This is a genomic window from Labrenzia sp. THAF191a (genome assembly GCF_009363335.1).
Lineage (GTDB): Bacteria > Pseudomonadota > Alphaproteobacteria > Rhizobiales > Stappiaceae > Roseibium > Roseibium algicola.
Genome location: NZ_CP045333.1, coordinates 4,683,465 through 4,703,421, shown reverse-complemented (window position 1 = coordinate 4,703,421; position 19,957 = coordinate 4,683,465). Strand labels below are relative to the sequence as shown.

At 57.5% G+C, this 19,957-nt stretch carries 14 protein-coding genes; 5 read left to right on the top strand and 9 right to left on the bottom strand.

Going from position 1 to position 19,957, the window contains the following annotated elements; genetic code table 11:
* Window positions 1–88 precede the first annotated feature (88 nt).
* From tssH to FIV05_RS21645, 9 genes are all read right to left on the bottom strand, one after another.
* Window positions 89–2,896: a type VI secretion system ATPase TssH gene (gene tssH, locus FIV05_RS21685; RefSeq protein WP_152510939.1), complete on the bottom strand. Its 2,808-nt coding sequence runs from the start codon at window positions 2,894–2,896 to the stop codon at window positions 89–91.
* Between the two features lie 25 nt (window positions 2,897–2,921).
* Window positions 2,922–4,499, bottom strand: coding sequence for a type VI secretion system baseplate subunit TssG (gene tssG / locus FIV05_RS21680; protein WP_152510938.1), 1,578 nt, complete (start codon window positions 4,497–4,499; stop codon window positions 2,922–2,924).
* Window positions 4,496–6,493: a type VI secretion system baseplate subunit TssF gene (tssF, locus tag FIV05_RS21675; RefSeq protein WP_152510937.1), complete on the bottom strand. Its 1,998-nt coding sequence runs from the start codon at window positions 6,491–6,493 to the stop codon at window positions 4,496–4,498. The genes tssG and tssF overlap by 4 nt, the downstream gene beginning before the upstream one ends.
* Window positions 6,490–7,041: a type VI secretion system baseplate subunit TssE gene (gene tssE / locus FIV05_RS21670; RefSeq protein WP_152510936.1), complete on the bottom strand. Its 552-nt coding sequence runs from the start codon at window positions 7,039–7,041 to the stop codon at window positions 6,490–6,492. Before tssE ends, tssF begins: the two co-directional genes overlap by 4 nt.
* Before the next feature lie 144 nt (window positions 7,042–7,185).
* Window positions 7,186–7,671: a type VI secretion system tube protein Hcp gene (locus tag FIV05_RS21665; protein ID WP_022999368.1), complete on the bottom strand. Its 486-nt coding sequence runs from the start codon at window positions 7,669–7,671 to the stop codon at window positions 7,186–7,188.
* A gap of 204 nt (window positions 7,672–7,875) precedes the next feature.
* Window positions 7,876–9,399 (bottom strand): type VI secretion system contractile sheath large subunit, encoded by a 1,524-nt coding sequence (tssC, locus tag FIV05_RS21660; protein WP_022999367.1) that lies wholly within the window; start codon window positions 9,397–9,399, stop codon window positions 7,876–7,878.
* Window positions 9,400–9,954 carry a type VI secretion system contractile sheath small subunit gene (tssB, locus tag FIV05_RS21655; protein WP_022999366.1) on the bottom strand — a complete coding sequence of 185 codons (555 nt, stop codon included), beginning with the start codon at window positions 9,952–9,954 and terminating at the stop codon, window positions 9,400–9,402.
* 271 nt (window positions 9,955–10,225) lie between these two features.
* Entirely contained in the window at window positions 10,226–11,509 is a 1,284-nt protein-coding gene (locus tag FIV05_RS21650) for a type VI secretion system ImpA family N-terminal domain-containing protein (protein WP_173013904.1), read from the bottom strand.
* A 116-nt stretch (window positions 11,510–11,625) separates the two neighbouring features.
* On the bottom strand, window positions 11,626–12,330 hold the full coding sequence (locus FIV05_RS21645) for an OmpA family protein (RefSeq protein WP_168686947.1): 705 nt from the start codon (window positions 12,328–12,330) through the stop codon (window positions 11,626–11,628).
* 361 nt (window positions 12,331–12,691) lie between these two features.
* Between FIV05_RS21645 and tssI the strand changes: the two genes are divergently transcribed.
* From tssI to icmH, 5 genes are read left to right on the top strand one after another with little or no spacing between them, the layout of a single operon-like run.
* Window positions 12,692–14,554, top strand: a complete 1,863-nt coding sequence (gene tssI, locus FIV05_RS21640) for a type VI secretion system tip protein TssI/VgrG (RefSeq protein WP_152510934.1) — start codon at window positions 12,692–12,694, stop codon at window positions 14,552–14,554.
* A gap of 51 nt (window positions 14,555–14,605) precedes the next feature.
* A complete protein-coding gene (locus tag FIV05_RS21635; protein ID WP_152510933.1) occupies window positions 14,606–15,202 on the top strand; it encodes a hypothetical protein in 597 nt (198 codons plus the stop codon).
* 21 nt (window positions 15,203–15,223) lie between these two features.
* Window positions 15,224–16,942 carry a type VI secretion system-associated FHA domain protein TagH gene (gene tagH, locus FIV05_RS21630; RefSeq protein ID WP_152510932.1) on the top strand — a complete coding sequence of 573 codons (1,719 nt, stop codon included), beginning with the start codon at window positions 15,224–15,226 and terminating at the stop codon, window positions 16,940–16,942.
* A gap of 58 nt (window positions 16,943–17,000) precedes the next feature.
* Window positions 17,001–18,335 carry a type VI secretion system baseplate subunit TssK gene (gene tssK / locus FIV05_RS21625; protein WP_055654006.1) on the top strand — a complete coding sequence of 445 codons (1,335 nt, stop codon included), beginning with the start codon at window positions 17,001–17,003 and terminating at the stop codon, window positions 18,333–18,335.
* Window positions 18,335–19,954, top strand: coding sequence for a type IVB secretion system protein IcmH/DotU (gene icmH, locus FIV05_RS21620; RefSeq protein WP_152510931.1), 1,620 nt, complete (start codon window positions 18,335–18,337; stop codon window positions 19,952–19,954). The genes tssK and icmH overlap by 1 nt, the downstream gene beginning before the upstream one ends.
* The last annotated feature ends 3 nt before the right edge of the window (window positions 19,955–19,957 follow it).

The window sequence follows — 19,957 nt, the reverse complement described above, 5'->3', positions numbered from 1 at the left end:
AGGACTTGCGACAATCAGCCGGATTTCCGGGCGGAATCGAAACGCCGGACAGGTGGGAGAACCTGTCCGGCGTTTTTGTTGGTTGATGTCAGTTGGTCGGCTCGATTTCGATTCCGGTTTCCGTCGCTTTCAAGGTCACACCCTTCAGTTCTTCGCCGTTCATTTGCGCGGTGAGGAACGCACGTGACAGCTTCGGCAGAAGGTCGTTGGTCAGGATGTTGTCGATCATGCGACCACCGCTGTCCGGGTCGCGGCAGAGTGAAACGATATGGCTCACCACGTCGTCGCCATAACTCAGCACGGCATCCCGGTTCTGCTTGACCCGTTTGACAATACGGTTGAGCTGAAGCCGGACGATGAACCCGAGCATGGATGGCGATAGCGGATAGTAGGGGATGGTCACGATACGGCCGAGCAGGGCCGGCGGGAACACGTCGAGCAATGCTGGTCTCAAGGTTTCCGCGAGCTTCTCCGGATCCGGCGCGTTCGGGTCGGTTGCCGCGAGGTCCGGATTATTGGAAACCGGCGCATCCAGCATGTGACTTGCTGCATTCATGATGATGTCAGTGCCGACATTCGAGGTCAGCAGTATCAACGTGTTGCGGAAGTCGATCTTGCGGCCCATGCCGTCTTCCATCCAACCCTTGTCGAACACCTGGAAGAAGATCTCGTGAACATCCGGATGAGCCTTTTCGACTTCGTCCAGAAGGACGACCGAGTAAGGCTTACGCCGCACGGCTTCGGTCAACCGGCCGCCTTCGCCATAGCCTACATATCCCGGAGGAGCGCCTTTGAGACCGGAAACGGAATGCGCTTCCTGGAATTCGGACATATTGATGGTGATCAGGCTTTCCTCACCACCATAAAGGGTCTCGGCAAGGGCCAGGGCGGTTTCGGTTTTACCGACACCGGAGGGGCCGCACAGCATGAACACGCCGATGGGCTTGTCCGGATTGCCCAACTGGGCGCGGCTGGTCTCGATGCGCTTCGAGATCATTGCCAGACCATGGGCCTGACCGATCACGCGCTTGTTGAGGCTGTCGGTCAGCGACAGGATCGTCTGCATTTCGTCCTGCACCATCCGCCCGACCGGAATGCCGGTCCAGTCGGAAATGATGCTGGCAACAGCCTCATCGTCGACATAGGCATAGACCATGCGATCGTCTTCGGGGATTTCGGAAAGCTCCGTGCGCATCGCCTGCAGCGCTTCGCGAATGGCGTCTTCGTTGGTCAGGTCCACGTCAAGTTCAAGCTCGATCTCGTCGATCGGAACGAGAGCGGGCTTGTCGTGCTGCGGATCTTCGATTGCCTCGCTTTCCGGATGAGGCGCAGGTTCAACACCGCGAAGCTTTGCAAGAGCCGCATTCAGACGCCGGATTCCGGCTACCAGTTTCCGCTCGCTTTCCCACTGATTGCGGACAGTCTCGATGTCGCTTTCGGTTTCCGTAATCGCGTTGGACAGTGCCTCGAGCTGTTCCTGATGCTCCAGGCCCAGTTCGGCATCGTTGGTCAGGGCCTTTTTCTCTGTCTCCAGAAAACCTTTTCGGGCAACCAGGTCCAGCAACCGGGCTGGCTGTGCTGCTTGCGAGATGTTGACGCGTGCCGAGGCGGTGTCGAGAACGCTGACCGCCTTGTCCGGCAGCTGGCGCGCTGGAATGTAGCGATGTGACAACGATACGGCCGACCGCACAGCGCTATCGAGGATGCGAACCTGGTGATGATCTTCCATCGGACCAAGCAGGCCGCGCACCATGGCAAAGCACTTTTCTTCATCCGGTTCGTCAACCTGCACAGGCTGGAAGCGCCGTGTCAGGGCCGGATCTTTTTCAAAATGCTGGCGGTATTCCGACCATGTCGTGGCCGCGACGGTCCTGAGTGTGCCGCGGGCAAGCGCAGGCTTCAGAAGGTTGGCCGCATCGCCCGTGCCGGCAGCGCCGCCGGCTCCGATCAGCGTATGAGCTTCATCAATGAACAGGATCGTCGGCACGATGGAGCCATGGACGGCATCAATGACCGCGCGCAGACGTTTTTCGAATTCGCCTTTCATCGACGCGCCGGCCTGAAGCAGGCCGAGATCCAGCGCACAAAGGCGAGTGCCCAGAAGAGCTGGCGGAACATCCCCGGCAACGATTTTCTGCGCAAAGCCTTCGACGATAGCCGTTTTGCCGACCCCGGCTTCGCCGGTCAGGATCGGGTTGTTCTGGCGGCGGCGCATCAGAACGTCGATGACTTGCCGGATTTCTTCGTCCCGGCCGACGATCGGATCGAATTCCTTTGCCCGCGCACGAGCTGTGAAATCTACCGTGAACTGGCTGAGTGCATCTTCCCCGGGGCCGCCTGCTGCGAGCGGCTCTGCGCCCGGTTCGCCTGCTGTGCTACCGGAGGCTGGACTTGAACCGTCGATGGGCCTCGCCCGCACTTCGCCGGATGATCCGGCGATAGCGTCCAGGTTGTTCGCGATTTCATCGTGCTTGAGCTTGTTGAGAGCCTTCGACAGCTGGAAAAGCTGCGTGCGGGTGCTCTCTTCGCCAAGCATGAAAAGAAGGACATACGCCGTGCGGATCTTGTAGTCGCCGTATGTCAGCGTGCCAACGAACCAGGCTCCTTCCAGCGCTTCGCGGAAAGGTTTGGACATGGACGGAAGTTCGGTCTGGTTGATCTTGAACTCTGCAAGCGCGGCCTGAAGGTCCTTGTCCAGGGCGCCGAGATCGACGTCGAAATGGCGCAGAATATGAAATACATCAGAATTTTCGTTGCGGATCAGATAGTAGAACCAGTGGACCAGCTCGAGATGCCGATGACCGGCATCCTTTGTAAGCCTCATGGCCTTGTCCAGGCTGTCGTAGGCAGTTGAGTTGGTCTTGTTGACAACTTTTTCAACCGTAATGTCATTCATAATATCGGTCCTTCAGACTTGAGACCTATTGGTAGACTGTGGTGTGGCGACGCACAGGCCGGAAACGGGTGTCGGTAAGCATTTCTTCTTCTTCGGCCTCCAGGTCAGTATCGTCGTCGGGGCCGGAAGCGGCAGGCTTCAGCCAGCCGATATGTCCAAGCGTTGCGGAGTTGTTGGCATCCATCCGGACAGCGGATGCGCATCTTTTCGGCAGCGCAAGTTCAATTTCGTATTCGATTTCCAGACCCAGATAAAAATCGATGAGGTCGAAAAGCTTCTCTGTCCAGGGATTGGGTCTTGCCCGGGTTGGCGGGAGAAACTGCCGATATTCCTCCAGGCTGCTCGTGAAAATCCTGATCCGGATCTTGTCACTCACACTGTAGACCTTGGACCCGACGATCGTGTCGGCGCCAAGTTGCCCGGCACCGCCTGGCCCGAAACCTCCAAGCTTGAGCTGATCATCCTTGTCCAGATGCAGCCACGTCCCGACACACTGATCAATCTCTACCCGGACATCGAAAACGCCCGTGATGAGGGCCTTCAGACGAGCGGCGCTCTTTGTCTTGGGGGCCGTAAGGCCCGCATAGAGCAGCTTGAGCCGATCATCGATCCTGTCGAGGTCCCGGTAAAACGGGGTGCCGATGCCGATCGCCGACCCGAGATAGGCAAGAAACCGGTCGTCGTCCGGCCGGTCATGTTGAACGATCGGTCTGGCATCGGCCCACGCGCGGTAGAACAACTGCACGAAGCGGTTGTTGAACAGGTCAAGGAATCTCGGAAAACTGTCATCGCCTCTGAGCCCACGCATGATCGCTTCATCGGTATAGGCGGAAGGCAGAGCGCCTTGCGGCCCAAGCAAACCAAGGAAGCGCTCCAGCAAGACCAGGCCGCCGTCACCGTCCTTTGTCGCACGCTCAATTGTCGATGTGGCGAATTCGCTGGACGGGTCCTGACCGAAGCGAACGATGTCTTCCATCATGCGCCGGCTTTTACCGATCCTGGGTGGAGCGGGCTCATCGGCGTTCTTCGGTTTTATTCCGGTTTCGGAAATTCCGGGAGCGGTCTGGCCTTCGAGCATTCTCAGCACCGCCAGCAGATCATGTCCCCCTGGATGCTTCTCGATGCGGTCTCCGAGGGCTGCAAGCAACGACGCGTATTGCTGCTGGACCGGCACCTCGATACGCGGGGTTTCCGGAACTGCTTCCTCAGCTGCTGGATCAGACGCAGTCTCTTCGGTCTGCGCTTCAATCACCTCTTCCGTTCCCTCGGCAGGGGGTTCCGCAGGAGGATCGATTTGTTGTGCAGGCGTTTCTGGTTGGGATCCGGCAGGCGAGGGAGCAGCTTGTTCGGGCGATGTGATCGTGGAAGATTCAGTCGCGAGCGATTTGGTGGTCGGCGCTTCTGTCTCGTCCTCAGGTGTGTTGTTGTCCTGCGGTTTTTCGGTCCAGATATCGTCAGCGTCGGCCTTCTCATCAGACTCGATTGCAGTCGCCGTCTGCTCTTTGGTCGGCCATGCCGGGGCCTTCCGGGAGGATGAAGGCACAACGGTCTTGTCCCGTGCAACACGGGTTTTCGTCAGATCCTTGTCTGCCGGACCGCTCATAGAATTCCTTTCGCGCCGATCCGCGGAGGCCACTTCATGATAACGCCGCGCTCGGTCGTTGCGATCACGCACTGCGTGAAGTGATTGATGGAAGCGTATTCGGCGACAAACCGGTCGAGGACAGCCCCCATCAGAAAGGCACTCGCCCCTTCAAAAGCCTTGTCATCGAGCGTGATCGTGATTTCGAGACCCCTGGCGACACCTGTCCCGGACTTCTGTTGCAGGCGGCGCACAACTGGCCTTGTCGAAACCGACCGAACAGACTGGGCCTGCCGGTCTGCCGAACTGTCGGAAAGTGGCGCGAAGACGCTCAACACATCGCGGAAAGACCGACCGTCCTGACCTGCCGCATCGTGTACAAGGCCGGTATGGTTCAAGGCCAGTATGTTAATGAGCCGCCAGGCAATGGCGCCGGCGTGACCCTGTTCGCCTAGTCTTTCATTGTAGGAAAGAAGCGGCGGTCTTGGCGATGTCGGGCCGGCAACACAATCTACCTTGAGACCGATATCCTCCAGTATGCGGAAATCCCCAATCTCGGACTTGTCCGGGTTGGTTCCCACGGGGAGGTCTGCGGCCAGTGACCGGTTGGATGCCAATACCTTCAGTGATAGTTCCGAAAGACGTTTCTTGCCGGTTTGCAGCAGGGCGGCAGCCTGTGCTCCGCTTGAGATAGAGATGAAGGTTTCTGTGCCTATGTAGTGGCTCGGCTGCATGCGCCGGATTTCAGAAGACGACTGGCGTCGCGGCAAACGGCGAATGGTATAAAACCACTCGTGACCGGCTTTTTCAGTGTCTGGTGCAACGCTGTAGAGTGGTTCAACCGGACGTTTCTCGCCTCCTGAGAAGTGGGCGGCAACTTCAGTGACGGCATGCACTTCATAATCCAGTGGCCGTGTCCGGTCCGTGATGACAGCAAACTCGTGCTGTCCTTTCTTGATCGGCACACGGTCAGTCTGCCTTTCGAACAAGTTGACGGCCGGCGCTGCGTGAAGCGCGAAAATCTTGCGTTCAACGTGAGCTGGCAGCCGGTTTTCTGCTTCATCGAACACGAAGACCAGATCGAATGCTTTTGCCTTGACCCTATCCAGGTACCGGCGCAGGCCGTTCAGACGGAACCCGAGGAAGCTGCGCGGAAAGTTGAAATAGTCGCGCAAGTGATCAAAGCCGGTGAACAGGCGCAAATCGTTGTGCAAGAGGGAATCTTCTTCATCGAAACCAAGCTGCTCGATGGCATCGACGGGCAGGCGCTGCAGGCTGGCCTGACCGAAGGCGTCCTCGGTACGGATGTAGAGCGCGATTGTATGTCCGAAGATCTGTTCATAGACCTTCGCGGCCAGATCCAGAGGTCCGATCAACCGAACGGGAAGAGAATCGATCCGACAGCCGGCCACCTGGTATTCAGGTTTCTTCAAGGCTTCTTCGGCTGAAACCTCGTTTTCCGGATCCTCGGACATGCGGTGTGTGAACGTGATGGACAGACCTGCGCGCGTGCGTCTGTCTTCAGCCATTTCCGCACCGAGACCGGAGACCTGCGCAGCTGAGCTCAAATACTTTGCAGCTGTCAGCTCCAGGGGTGTCAGCGTAATAGGAGAGGTGAGAGTGAACCTGCAGCGAACCTCTCCCTGGCGTTCACGGAAGACGGCCTCCATGGGAGCATGGCGATCGACCTTTATGCCGTTGCGCAAATTCGCGTCGCCATATTTCGGCGTCACGCGGGCAAGTACCAGAGAGGGAATGGGCGCCAGCGCGGTCGGATACAATTGTTCGAACAGGTTGGAAGTGAATTCGGCGAATTCATGCTTCATTTTCAGCTGCACGCGAGCTGACAGGAAGGCTGTACCTTCAAGTAATCCGGACAACATTGGGTCGGAACGGTCTTCCAGAAGCCCACCCAGGCGTTCTGCTACAGCAGGATAGGCCTCCGCGAATGACGCCCCTTGTTCTCGCAGGTAGGTGAGTTCCTGATTGTAGAGGTCGAGAAATTCCCGGTTCATGCAGTTGCCCCGATGATCTTGATACGGCCGAAAGCAGGGTCGACGTCGGCAACGAATTCACTCGCGACCCGGATCGGATCGCAGCGTATTTCTGCCTTGATGAGAAATCTTACCTTGAAGGTATCACTTTCGACCTTGTCGTCTCGCTCGACCTTGAGCGTGCGCGGGTCCATGCGCGGTTCGAAATGGATGAGGGCCTGTCGGATGTCTTCGGCAAGTCGATCAATGCGAACGCTGTCAACGATATGGACAGAAAGGTCCGGCAATCCGTAATTGATGATCGAACTCTCAACTTCCGGAAAATCGGAAAGGTCCTGAGTGGAATTGAGGTTGACCGTGTTGAGGAGCGCCTGCAGATCTTGCCGGACTTCAGAAAGCAGCGTGTGTTCAGAAACACCGTAGGATCTGGAAAGCCGCCGACCGGACCTGAGGTTGGCGCCGTTCTGTGCTGCTTTTTGCCTGTCCTGAGCGGCCTTGTAGTCTGGGTCGTCCATTGCACGGAAGGCCCACATCAGCGGGGAGTGCATTTTCACATTTGATTTAGCCATCGGCCAAGCCCACGCTGACTGCTGCCCCGGAAATTCCTAAGTGTGACCGTGGCGGTGCCGCTTCGAAAGTTGAAAGTCTGCATCGCCGGTCTGAACCAAAGAAGGCTGCCGCGCCGAAGCGCGGCAGCCCTGCAGGCCGAAGCCTTATTTCTTTTCGTTTGCTGCAATGTCCCAGGCAAACTCGGGGGCTGCGCCCTTGGAGCCGTCCGGCTTCTGTTCGGTGTAGATGTATTTGTACTCACCGAAGTTCAGCGTGACGCTCTCCGTGATGCGATCGTCGGAGCCACTGCCGCCGGTCGAAACGTTGGTCACGATAATGTCCTTCATTTCGAGCTTGATGTATTCCAGCGGGTTATCACCGGCAGCCTTGCGAACAAAGAGAGTGCCTTTGGTGATATGCTTGCCAGTCGACACGTGCTGCAGAAGCACAGGGGTGGATTTGTCGACGAACTTGGTGATGCTCAGATCCTGGAAGTGTGCCTTGCCGGAGCCGGAGCCCGAACCCATGTGGGTGGTGCCGGACTGGGAAGCGCCCCAGGACCAGGAAAGGACGTCAATCTTGTCCTTGTGGGTCTTGTCCTGTGCTTCGCCTTTGATACCTTCAAGTTCCAGATAAAAATCGACGGCCATTTTAATAGATCCTCTTGGTTGTTGAGGGCCAGGTAAATGTTCCTGGCTCAAACTCTGCTATTCCTGACAACTACCTCGGACCTCGCGGTCCAAACCCCTAGGCGCTTGCGCACCTTGTTTGTACCTCCGCCCGGGAAAACCGGGCTGCATCCCGTGGGATGCATGCCGGGGGGCAGGCTGCCGCCCCGCCGGCAATTTGTGAAATCAATTACCGTCTTGCGGAATGCGGGACGCCAGGCTCATGCCGATGTCCATGCCTTCCAGCTGATAGTGCGGACGAAGGAAGAACTGGGCCCGGTAATATCCGGGGTTTTCCTCGTCGGGCACGATAGTGACCTTGGCTTCCCGCAGCGGCTTGCGCGCTTTGGTTTCCTCGGTCGAGTTGTCCGGATCACCATCGACATAGTCCATGATCCAGTCATTCAGCCAACGCTGCAGCTGCGCCGATTCCTTGGTCGAACCGATCTTGTTGCGCACCATCACTTTCAGGTAGTGGGCGAAACGAGTGGTCGCGAACATGTAGGGCAGGCGGGCAGACAGGTTGTCCGATGCCGTTGCATCCTTGCCGTCCGGTCCGGAGAACTGGCGCGGTTTGAAGACGGACTGAGCTCCAAGGAAGGCTGCCTGGTCCGTGTTCTTGCGGTGGATCAGCGGGATCAGGCCCAGACGGGAGATCTCGTGTTCGCGCCGGTCGGAAATCGCGATTTCCGCAGGGCACTTCTGGTCCACACCGCCATCGTCGGTTTCAAAGACGTGGGTCGGCAGGTTTTCCACCAGACCACCGCTTTCGACGCCGCGGATGCGCACAGTCCAACCGAATTCCTTGTAGGCACGGTTGACGTTGGTTGCCATGGCATAAGCCGAGCTCATCCAGGCGTAATTCTCGTGGCTGTCTTCGCCGAACTCTTCTTCGAAGGCGAATTCTTCCACCGGGTCGGACTTCGCACCGTAGGGCTGGCGAGCCAGCACGCGGGGCATTGTCAGACCAAGGTAACGGGAGTCCTCGGATTCCCGCAGCGTCCGCCACTGGGCATGGATCTCCGTATCGAAGATCTTGGACAGATCACGCTTGGCCGGCAGTTCCGTCCAGCTATCCATCTGCATCAGTTGCGGATTGGCCGCTGCCAGGAACGGTGCATGGGCTGCCGAAGCGATCTTTGCCATGCCGCGCAGAACGGTGATGTCCTGCGGGTCGTAGGAGAATTCATAGTCACCCACGAGACAGCCGTAGGGCTGACCACCCAGCTGGCCGAATTCGGCTTCATAGATCTGCTTGAACAGCGGGCTCTGATCCCACTTGGCGCCGCGGTAGCTCTTGAACACGCCTGCAAGTTCTTTCTTGGAGATGTTCAGGAACTGAAGCTTGAGCGATGCGTCGGTTTCAGACTGGTGCACGAGGTAATCGATCCCGCGCCAGGCACTTTCAAGTGTCTGGAACTCCTCGGCGTGAATGATCTCGTTCACCTGAGCCGTCAGTTTTTCGTCCAGCTTCGCGATCATCTCATCGATCGTGTCGTAGACGTCTTCCTTGATAAGCGCCTGATCGGACAGGGCTTCGGCGAGGAAGGTCGACATGGCGTTGTCAACCAGCTGATTGGCCGTATCGTTTTCGTTCTTGATCCGGAAATTCTGTTTCAGGATCGAGGCAAACTCCTCGGGGCTCTTCTCAACCGCGACTTCGCCGGCTGCTGCGCCACTTGCCTGGGCGCTGGTATCGGTGCTGCTCATTTATGCCTCCTCCGTGCCGTCGCCGTCTGCCTGCTTGTCGGCGGACGATGCCTTGTCGGCTTCGATTTTCTGAGCAAGTGCCTGCATCAGGGCCGGGTCCCGGGTCAGCTCCTCGAGCTGGGAGATCGCCTGGACACGTCCGTCCATCATAGTGCGCAATGCAGCCAGGCTGCGGCGTGCATCGAGCAGCTTCTTGAGTGCCGGAACCTGTTCGGCAACACGTCCCGGGGTGAAGTCGTCCATGCTCTTGAAACGCAGCTGGACGCTCATTTTGGAGTTTTCTTCGCCGGACAGCTTGTCCTTCACGGTGAAGGAGGTGCCAGGTTCAATTGCTTCCATGCGCTTGGAAAAGTTGTCCATGTCGATGTCGAGGAACTTGCGGTCGTCGATATCGGCTTTTTCCACGCCAGGGTTGTCGCCGGAAAGATCGGCCATGATGCCCATGACGAATGGCAGTTCCACCTTCTGTTCCGCGTCAAACGGATCTTCGTAGAAAATGTGGACCCGCGGAGGTCTGTTGCGCTTGATAAAGCCTTGCCCGCTGTTCGATGCCATTGTACTCGCCTTTCATTTTCATGACCCAGAAGAAAAAAGGTCAATTTTAGTCAAATACTAGCGCGCAACTCTTGTTTGCTAATTGCTGTACTTCGGTCGGCGCTGCGTTTCGTTGATATCTATGTACTGCGTTTCTGGGGAACGGGAAGTGATCACGGTCACATGATCGATGGTTTATTTTTTTCTCGAAATATTGAGGACCCGTTGGCCATTGGTGTCAAGTAAGAAGCTGAAAACCCTAGGTAACATAGGGGTTGTAATGGCAGTTGAATCAGTCCTCCTCTGGCCTCAGGAAGAGGTTGAGAAGACCGGTGAATGAACCGGAACTCATATTCTGTGCCTCGTCCAGCAAAAGGGGGATCGGGCTGGTGGGTTCATTGGAAGAATAGTAACCCTTGACCGCCGCAATACCCTTCATGGCGTCACTTCGGCTTTCGATCACCATCACTGCGAAATCATCAATTTCGCCCAGTTCCCGGTCACCACCGTCGTTCAGGTCGATCAGTCGGTCGTTGGAAAGCTGTAAACCGCTCGCACCCAGAATCAGCGCTACGTCGTCGAACCTGCGCGGCATCAGTATTTTCAAGGCATCCAGATAGGACTTGCCGACGAGGCCGCGAGCCTCGCGTACCAGAAACAGTGCCGGATGCGATGGTTCGCGGCTGGCGAAATAGTCCTCGACAGCATCCAGAATCAGTTTTGCCTGGGCGGCATTCTTGATTTCTGATTGAGACGCCTGCGACGTGTCGGCTGCTGCTGCCTCTGCTGCAGTATCTTCAGACGAAGAGGCCTCCGTCTCTTCAGGGGAGAGGCGTCCGAGCCGCTTGTTCAGTTCGGCACTCATCTCCTTCAGGAGAGTGGTCAAGGCCTCATAATTGGGAGGAGCTGCTTTAGCACCGCTCTCCTTGAGCTTTTCGGTGCACAGCTCGGCAATAGTCTGGAGCTCGTCCGGCAGGTCTCCAAGGTCCTTGAGGATCTCGTCAATCGCGTCCTGCTCGAGTTCGCCCGATGTCAGTGCCGCCTCAATCGCGCCAAGAGAGATTGTATGCTCATCCGGACGTGCCGTGGCATCGCCGGCCGCAATCTGGATGGCGCGATAGCTGATGGGCCCCGTCCGGCGGGTCTTGAGCAGGGGCGCTGCTTCCAGCGGAAGAACAACCGTGGGCCTGTTGTTGAGAGATTCGAGCGCTCCGACTCGTTCCATATGGCCGAAGTCGGCATCGCTTGGATGGACGTCGTCCCAATGGTTCTCCAGCAGTTTGCGAATGATGCGTATCGAGTTCGCAAACGTATGGACTTGACCGCTCAGCAGGCCGAACTGCGCGAGAATGACAAGCAGTCTCAAGTCTCTGGACTGCTTCAGGAAGCCGTCCATCTGCTTGAAGAGGTCGGTAAAGTCGATCTCGGATCGGTCGAATTCGCTGAACCGCTCCGGCAGCAATTCCTCACACGAATCCAGAAGCGCGGCAAAGGCGGGCTCGGTGTCGTAGAGGTCCGGCCCGCAGCCAGCACCCGGCGCTACTTCAGTGCCGTAGGTTTCCGGATCGAAATTCATTCGTGCTCCCCAGCCCGGCATGCATTCCGGTGGTATGTCCGGGATCGGTCCCGGTTATTGTTCAGGAGACCCGGACCGGGAAAAGCTCCGGTCCGGCATGTCTGGTGTGTGAATTTTTACTGCTCGAGAACCAGCTTGCTTTCAACGCGGCGGTTTGCCGGATCGTTGACATCTGCAACCTTCGGCCGGGATTCGCCGTAGGCAACAGTTTTCAGGCGGTCCCGGCTGACGCCGAGGTTGACAAGATACTGCGTAACCGCCTGCGCACGGTCTTCGGAAAGACGCTGGTTGTAGTTGGTCGAGCCTATTCCGTCGGTATGGCCTTCGATCACGAATGTGGCTTTGGCCAGGTCGGGATCATTGATGCCCTTGGCAAACTCGCGAAGGTTGGCCTGTGCGGACGTGCTGAGCTTGGCCGAGGCATATTCGAACGAAACCAGCAGGTTGAAGGCAGCGTCGATGGCGTTGGTTTCCGGATCGACCACAAGGGTCTGTTCCGTTTCACCACCTTCGGTCTTTGCACCGTCCTGGGAAACTGCGACCTGGCCGCCTTCTTCCGGTTTGGCGTTCGGATTACATTCGTCGCGAGTACCGATACAAAGAGCTCGCGTTCCGCCAGCCGGCTTCAGTGAACGCGTTTTGAGCTGCTTGAAGTGCTTGCTGACTTCATCTGCCGAATAAGTGGCGTCCTGGGCAAAAGCCGGAGCGGTTCCAAGTGCCGGCAAGGCAATGGCGAGAGAAACGGAAGCAGCCAGGAGAGCGCGGCGAAGGCCGGTCCGAGCGGCATTGTTCCGGTCGAGCGAAAATACAGTAGGGGTCACGATTTCAATCCTCCCTTGTGGAGTGTTCAAAAGCGATGTCGCTTTGGGCTTCGAAATGGATCGTGCCATATGGATAAGAATAATAGTGTGGCGAAAGTCACTAAAGTGCGATTTGATGTCAGTATGTCGTTTTATCGGCAATAAGCAAGAGGAGAGCTGTTGGGGTGACGTCGGTGAGCAGGGTTAGTATTTAAAAGCAGCAGGCGGTGTTTTTTAGCCGCACTTGGGGAAGGGGCAAGTGCCTCCTCCTTCACAAAAGGGTTTGAAGTTCAAAGTATTTGCATCAAGTGTGTTCTTGAGCACACTATTTTTGCCGGAAACGCCTTAGTGTCTGAAACGTGGTAGCCGCCAGGCTGCCTTTTTGCAGAAAACCGCGTTATTTCCGAGGAGATCTTTCGTGGCCGTAGGACAACTTAAACAAGCTAACCGAATGGCCGAGCTGACATCGGTCTTTGGCAAGGATGAGCTTTCCGTTGTCACCATCGAGTGCGACGAGGGTCTCAGCGAAGATTTTGAGATCAGGCTTGAGGTTCTGAGTCAGAAAGAGGATCTGGATTTTGACCAGGCCATAGCGACTTCCATGACGGTGAAGGTTGTCACCAACAATGGAGACACGCGGTATTTCGACGGTCTTCTGACCGATGCGAAATGGATGGGCTATCGCGATTCCTATTACATCTACAAATTGACGCTACGCCCCTGGTTCTGGCTGCTAACCAAGAACTCAAATTGTCGAATCTTCAAGGACATGTCCGCGCCTGAAATCATTCAGAACGTCCTGAATGAGCATGACTTCGTCGATTTCCAGATCAAGCTGACTGAATCCTATGATCCGATTCATTACTGCGTCCAGTACAGGGAATCGGATTACGATTTCTGCTGCCGGTTGATGGAAGAATTCGGAATTTCCTATTTCTTCGAGCACAAGGACGGCAAGCACATCATGATTCTGGCGGACGCCAAATCGTCCTACAGCCCGATCGTTGGTGACAGCTCCATTCCCTACATTGCTCTTGGCGGCGACAGTCAAAGGAACAAGGAGCATCTTTACCATTGGATTCCGACGCGCAAGTTTCGGACCGGCAAGTTTGCAGTCAATGATTATGATTTCGAGAAACCGAGTGCGCTGCTGGAAGCCGAGCGTGATGCAGGTGCTAAATATCGGGCAGGGTCTCTGGAAAATTATGACTATCCGGGAAGGTACACCGAAAAAGACAAGGGCAGCACCTTCAGCAAGATTCGTATGGAAGCCGAACAGGCTGCGGACAAGCGAATTGAAACAGCCGGCGAAGTGCCGCGATTCTTTGCGGGGGGGCTGTTCACGTTAGCCGACCATCCCCACAAACCGCAGAACGTGGAGCACCTGATCGTGCGTGCAAGCCATCGGATCATCACCGAGGCATATCGCTCCGGTGGTGGTGGGGCCCAGGGAGAAGCCTATACCGGGACATATGACGTTCTGCCTTCCAGTATAACGTTCCGCACACCGGCCATCACCCGCAAACCTCGAATACCCGGCCCGCAAACGGCAAAAGTCGTGGGGCAAGGCGAAATCGATGTGGACGAATACGGTCAGATCCTGGTCGCCTTTCACTGGGACCGCGACAAGACAGCGTCTCGGCGGGTTCGTGTGGCGCAAGTGTGGTCAGGCAAGAACTGGGGTGGCATCTATATCCCTCGTGTCGGCCAGGAAGTGATTGTTCAGTTTCTGGAAGGCGATCCGGATCAACCGATCATCGTCGGCACAGTCTACAATGCGGAAAACATGCCGCCTTATTCTTTGCCGGGCGAGAAAAACAAAGCCGGCATCAAGTCGGATTCAACGGTAGGCGGCGGCGGTTACAACGAGTTCGTGCTCGACGACACCAAAGGGAATGAGCTGGTTGGAGTTCATGCCCAAAAAGACATGGAGACCGTTATCGAGAATAACGAAATGCTGCATGTCAAAAACTGCCGCGAAACTCAGATCGACGTTGACCGAACGGAATCGGTTGGCCGAAACACGACCGAAGATATCGGCATGAACTGGAAGGTAACTGCCGGAACGAAGATCGAGTTTATTTGCGGCGCCAGCAAGATCACCATGACGCCTGCCTCGATCAAGATCGAGTCGGTGAAAATCGATATCGTGGCTTCGGGTATGCTCAACGCCAAGGGTACAATGACCAATGTGACAGGCAGTGCGTTGTTGAAGCTCAAGGGCGGCCTTGTAATGATCAATTGATGCTGCGGTTCTTGAACGAATGCGGCCAAGAGAAAAAACGGAGTAGAGCAGATGGGATCACGTATCCGCTTTACAAAGGCTAGACAGGTATTTGAAACTTTTCCGGAGTTGTCGGAAACGGTAAGCGAACCGGCCACAGATATCGCTCCGGACGCCTATACTCTGGAATTGCAGAAAAGCGAGGCACCGCTGTCGGCGATCGCCTATTTCGCTCATATCCTGCCGAAACGGGAATCGGTCTGGTGGGGCATGAACTGCGTTGCCGGTTTGGATCAGGCCAAGAACGAGGATGACCGGCAGGTTCTTAAACTCAGCGAGACCTGGGTCCGCGAGGGGGATGAAGATGCCCGTGTTGCGGTTCACGCGGCGGCTGAGGCCGCCAAGAAGGACAGCGCGTCCGTCTGGATCGGTCTCGCTGCAGGCTGGTCTGGCGGATCCCTCTCGCCCAGCCCCGAGCATCGGGTGGACATGCCGGACGACCTGACGGCCAAGGCCGTAAATACAGCTGTGTTGATTGCGCTTGGAACACTTGAGCCTGCCAAACGGGATGAGGCCCTGAAATCTTGCCTGTCTGCCGGGCTGTCCTTCGCCGGAGGTGGGACGATGCCTGCGGTGACCGTCGGCAGCTCTTCGTCAGCCTTTTCCTAAGCGCAAAGAGGAAACGTGGGAATGCGCATAACGCTCCAGATTGAAAATGTTGACCGGTTGGAGACCGGCGGTCAGCTATCATACAGCTGTGCCGACCGAGGCTTCGACATTGGTCGGCACGAACATCTGGACTGGAGCCTCCCTGATCCCCAGCGGATGATTTCCGGTAAGCATTGCGAAGTGCGCTTTGAAAGCGGGAATTTCGTTCTTTACGACTATTCGACAAACGGCACTTTCCTCAATGGCAGCCAGACCCGCATGGACAAGGCACATGTGCTGCGCTCCGGCGATCGGCTGATGATTGGCGATTACATCATCGTCGTATCGCTGGAAGCCGGATCCGGGCAGCCAGCCATGTCCGCTGCACCAGTCGCCGCCGCTGCTCCGCAGCCCTGGGACGCACCGCAAACCTCGTCTACATCCGGAGGCTCCTCCTGGCCTACGGGGCCTGGTCCGGCGGGCGCGGCTCCCGGTCACTACCCAATGGAAAATCAGGGCGGGCCCTGGGCTGCACCGGGAGCGGGCATGGAAGGGCGACACGCACCGCCGTCCTCCAATCCTGGCATAGGCACGCCGGCAGATGATGTCTGGAGCCAGCAAGGACACGGCTGGGGCACGGCGGATCCTTCGCTGTACGATCCGAATGCGCACATCGGCGAACGCGAAGCCCCTCGACCGGCCCAGGCGGACCCGCTCGATCATCTTGCCCAGCAACCGCATCTTCAATCTGCCGGAGCCGCGCCCGCAGAGCCGCTTTTCGGCTTTCCGGAACCTGAAGCGCAATCTCCGTTTCCGGCGCTGTCTGAAACCCCGGCGCAGGAAAGTGCTGAGCCGCTTTTCCAGATGCCCGATCTTCAACCAGAGGCACCAAGCCAGCAACCAGTGGCCGAATCTGCTCCGCCACCTGCAGGAGAGCCCACAGCGTCGCCGTTTCCCGAAGCGCCTGTCTGGAGTGCGCCAGAGGCTGAGGAAACACAGCCGACAATTGTCCAGGAGCCACAGCCTGAACAACCGGCTCCAGTGGAGCAATCTGCACCTGCGGCCATGCCTGTTGTTGCCTCGCAAGAACCAGCGAAGGCAGACACAGCGGCGGTTGCGAAGGGTGATGTTGAGCCGGCAAACATTCCAGTGGGTAATGTTGATTTTATCAAGGCATTCGCCGAAGGAGCCGGTATCCCGGCTGCAACGCTGGCCGGCCGCGATCCAGAAGAATTTGCCAGGGAAGTCGGGGCCATATTGCAAGGCATCACCGGCGACTTGATGGGTCTTTTGCAGGCACGCAGTCAGGTGAAAGCCATGACCCGGAACGCCAACCGCACGCTTATCATGCGCAGCGGGAACAATGCCCTGAAGTTTTCTCCGACACCGCAAATGGCATTGCAGACGATGCTGGCCCCAGGAGCGGAAGAAAACGGGTATTTGCCGATTTCAAAGGCCATGCAGGCTGCTTTCAAGGACATCCAGAAACATCATGTCTGGACCTATGCAGCCATGCAGAAGGCTGCAGGAAGATTTGAAGAAAAGCTTTCCCCCAAGGCGATCGAAGCAGAAGGCCAGGTCGCCAAGAGTACCTTCGGTAACCAGAAGGCCAAGCTATGGGAGCGGATTCAGGAACGCTGGAGTTCCTTGTCCGGTTCGTACGACGATGGCGTGGTCGGGCTTTTCACGCAATACTTTACCGAAGGTTATGAAGAATTGAGCAGTGACGATCCGGAGCAGAGCTCCGGACTGATGAATTAAGACCTTTGCCAGTTTTAAGAGCGCGAAGGCGCGAAAGTGTTAAGGGAGCAGTACCTTTATGTCGTGGTATAGCAAGGTTGCATGGACCGAAGGCTTATTTCTGCGGCCTCATCATCTCCAGCAGAGCGACCGGTACGCGGAGCACATGCTGGACGAACGGGTCCGTTTTGCCTCTCCCTATCCCTGGGGCTTTTCCGAGCTGGAAATTGATCAGGACGTAGGCCAGCAATGCCGGTTCGCGCTTCGCTATGGCCGAGGCATATTCTCCGACGGAACGGTGTTCAACTTCCCGGCCGACGGTACGCCGCCGCCTGCAATCGACGTTCCGGAGGACGCAGCTGGACAAATCGTCTGGCTGGGAATTCCAGAGACGACCGTCAATGCAGTGGAAGTCGCCAATGGCCGCGACGATGCCGCCACGAGATATATTCAGGGCAGGGAGACGATCATCGATTCCACCTCCACCATCCGCCAGGAGGAGGAGATCGATGTTGCGCATCCGCGCCTGCAGTATTCGATTCGCTCGACACCCCATCCCGGTCAGGTCTGCCTGCCGGTCGCCCGTATCACGGAAATCAAGGATCGCATCGTCATAACCGATGGTTCCTTTGCGCCGCCGGTACTTGCCTGTCATGTGCATCCGGTCGTCACCGGCTGGATTGACTCCGTCATTGGTTGGGTGGAGCGCAAACTGAGCGAACTGGCGCGTTACGCCGCCGATACGTCCGCCGGGGGCGGACTGCAGAATTTCGATTATCTGACGTTGCAGCTGCTCAACCGCACTTATCCTTTGCTGATGCACCTTCGCAAATCCGCTTATGTGCATCCGGAGCGGCTGTACATACTGTTCCTGCAGCTGGCGGGGGAGCTTGCAACGTTCGCAACGGAAGAGCGCCGAGCGCGCAACTATCCGGTTTATGACCACGACAAGCTGCATGATATCTTCAAACCGGTCCTGGCCGACATACAGGCGTTCCTGTCGGCCGGTTATGACCGGCGGGCAATCCGCTTGCCTCTGGAACAGCTGGCGCCGAATGCGTTCAAGTCGACCATTGTCGATCGCAACCTGTTCTCGCAGGCGGGCTTTGTCATCGAAGTGGCTGCCCGCAGGCCTTTGACGGAAATTCAGAACGAGTTTCCGAGGCTCTTCAAGGTTGGCCCCTTCGGTCAGATGCGCCAGATCGTCTATTCCAACCTGCCGGGTATTCCGCTGATCCACATGCCGGTACCACCGGCACAGATCCGGGCTCTCACGGACCGGGTCTACTTCCGGCTGGACAAGACGACCCCGCTTTGGCGCGAATTTAGCCAGGACTCGGCGATCGGGCTGCAATTCTCCGGCAACTGGCCGGATCTGCAGCTTGAGTTCTATGCCGTCCGGGAGGGCCGCTGATGTCGGACAATGACGATCCCTTTGGTGTTTCCAAACGCAAGGGGAAGACAATTGTAATGCCCAATCCGGGCGGGCGATGGAGCGAAGGCCAGCCAGGACAACCCGGGCAGCCCCCGCAACAACCTGCGCCGCCGCCACAACAGGCTCCCGGTCAGGCGCCTCCTGGACACGCAGCTCCGCCTCCGCCACACAATCCGCCTTCCGGTGGCTCGGACCCGTGGCAAAGCGGGGGAGGCGGCGGAGGACGTGATCCTTACGCTCCGACGCCAGCTGGATACGAGTATGGCCAGCAGCAGGCACCGGATCTCAGAACCCCGCCAGGCGGTTACCAGGCGCCGCAAGGCGCTGCGCCACAGCCGGCGGCCGCACCTGCACAAGGGGCCGGTAAACTGGCACATATGCCGGACATCAACCAGATCCGCGTTGCCAATCGAAATCCGATTTCCCGTGCGGCTGCCCCGTTGCTTCTGCTTCTGGGCCGGCTTCACCTGACAATGACGGATGCCCAGTTCGACCAGTTGATGCGCGATGTCTACAGCGCCATCAAGACGTTCGAGAAAGAATTGCGGAGCGCCGGAATCACGGACGACCAGATCCGTTCCGCCGCCTATGCGCTCTGTGCGACATCAGACGATATCGTCCAGAACCTGCCGTCTGCCGGACGCCACCAATGGACGCAATATTCCATGCTGACCCAGTTCTTCGGTCAAGCAACCGGCGGTGTCGAGTTCTATCAGCTACTGGAAAAGGCAAAGCAGGATCCCGGTCGTAACTACGGTGTTCTGGAGGTCATGCATTCCTGTCTGTCACTCGGCTTTTACGGCAAGTACCGTGCGATCCAGGGTGGCCAGCAGGGCCTGGAGCGCGAACGACGCGACCTGCATGAAATTCTGCGTCGTGTTCGCCCGCGGCCTGGAGACGATCTCTCTCCCCATTGGCGTGGCCTGGAACTCCTGCAAAAGCGGGCGGGGTTCTCGGTACCGATCTGGTCGGTCGCGGCCGTTGCAGGCGCATTGCTTCTCGGGGGCTACGTCACCTTGATGCTTCTTCTGTCGAGCGGAAGCGAAGTTGTCGCGGGACGCGCAAGTGCGCTTTACCCGTCGGGCCCGATCGAACTGGCGCGCGAAGGCTATCAACCCAAACCGCCACCCGCGCCACCACCACCGGAAGATGCGGCGATCGATACTGTCTCCGCTCAGCTGGCAGGTATCGATGGCCTGGAAATTTCGCAGGCGGGCCCGGCGATCATGTTGCGCATGCGCGCGCAATTCGACGTCGCAGCCGCCACGCTGCGTCCTGAATTCCAGCTTCTTGTCGAGCAGGTCAGCCAGACCCTCGATCAGGTGGAAGGTGAAATTCTGGTCGTCGGCCATACGGACAGCGACCCGATCCGCAATAATCCGCGGTTCCCGACCAACTGGCACCTGTCTGTTGAAAGGGCAAAGGCAGTTGCCGCCGTCATGGAAGCAGTCCTCCAGACACCAGGGCGGGTGCAGGTGGAAGGACGTGGCGCCGACGAGCCGATCGCTCCCAATACAAGCAGGGAAGGCAAGGCGCTCAACAGACGTGTGGAAGTCTTCCTGAAACCACCGGCCAAAGGGCTGGTGATAAACAACTGATAT

Coding starts and splice junctions, on each gene's coding strand:
- tssH (WP_152510939.1), bottom strand. CDS start 2,896: ATGAATGACATTACGGTTGAAAAAGTTGTCAACAAGACCAACTCAACT.
- tssG (WP_152510938.1), bottom strand. CDS start 4,499: ATGAGCGGTCCGGCAGACAAGGATCTGACGAAAACCCGTGTTGCACGG.
- tssF (WP_152510937.1), bottom strand. CDS start 6,493: ATGAACCGGGAATTTCTCGACCTCTACAATCAGGAACTCACCTACCTG.
- tssE (WP_152510936.1), bottom strand. CDS start 7,041: ATGGCTAAATCAAATGTGAAAATGCACTCCCCGCTGATGTGGGCCTTC.
- FIV05_RS21665 (WP_022999368.1), bottom strand. CDS start 7,671: ATGGCCGTCGATTTTTATCTGGAACTTGAAGGTATCAAAGGCGAAGCA.
- tssC (WP_022999367.1), bottom strand. CDS start 9,399: ATGAGCAGCACCGATACCAGCGCCCAGGCAAGTGGCGCAGCAGCCGGC.
- tssB (WP_022999366.1), bottom strand. CDS start 9,954: ATGGCATCGAACAGCGGGCAAGGCTTTATCAAGCGCAACAGACCTCCG.
- FIV05_RS21650 (WP_173013904.1), bottom strand. CDS start 11,509: ATGAATTTCGATCCGGAAACCTACGGCACTGAAGTAGCGCCGGGTGCT.
- FIV05_RS21635 (WP_152510933.1), top strand. CDS start 14,606: ATGGGATCACGTATCCGCTTTACAAAGGCTAGACAGGTATTTGAAACT.
- tagH (WP_152510932.1), top strand. CDS start 15,224: ATGCGCATAACGCTCCAGATTGAAAATGTTGACCGGTTGGAGACCGGC.
- tssK (WP_055654006.1), top strand. CDS start 17,001: ATGTCGTGGTATAGCAAGGTTGCATGGACCGAAGGCTTATTTCTGCGG.
- icmH (WP_152510931.1), top strand. CDS start 18,335: ATGTCGGACAATGACGATCCCTTTGGTGTTTCCAAACGCAAGGGGAAG.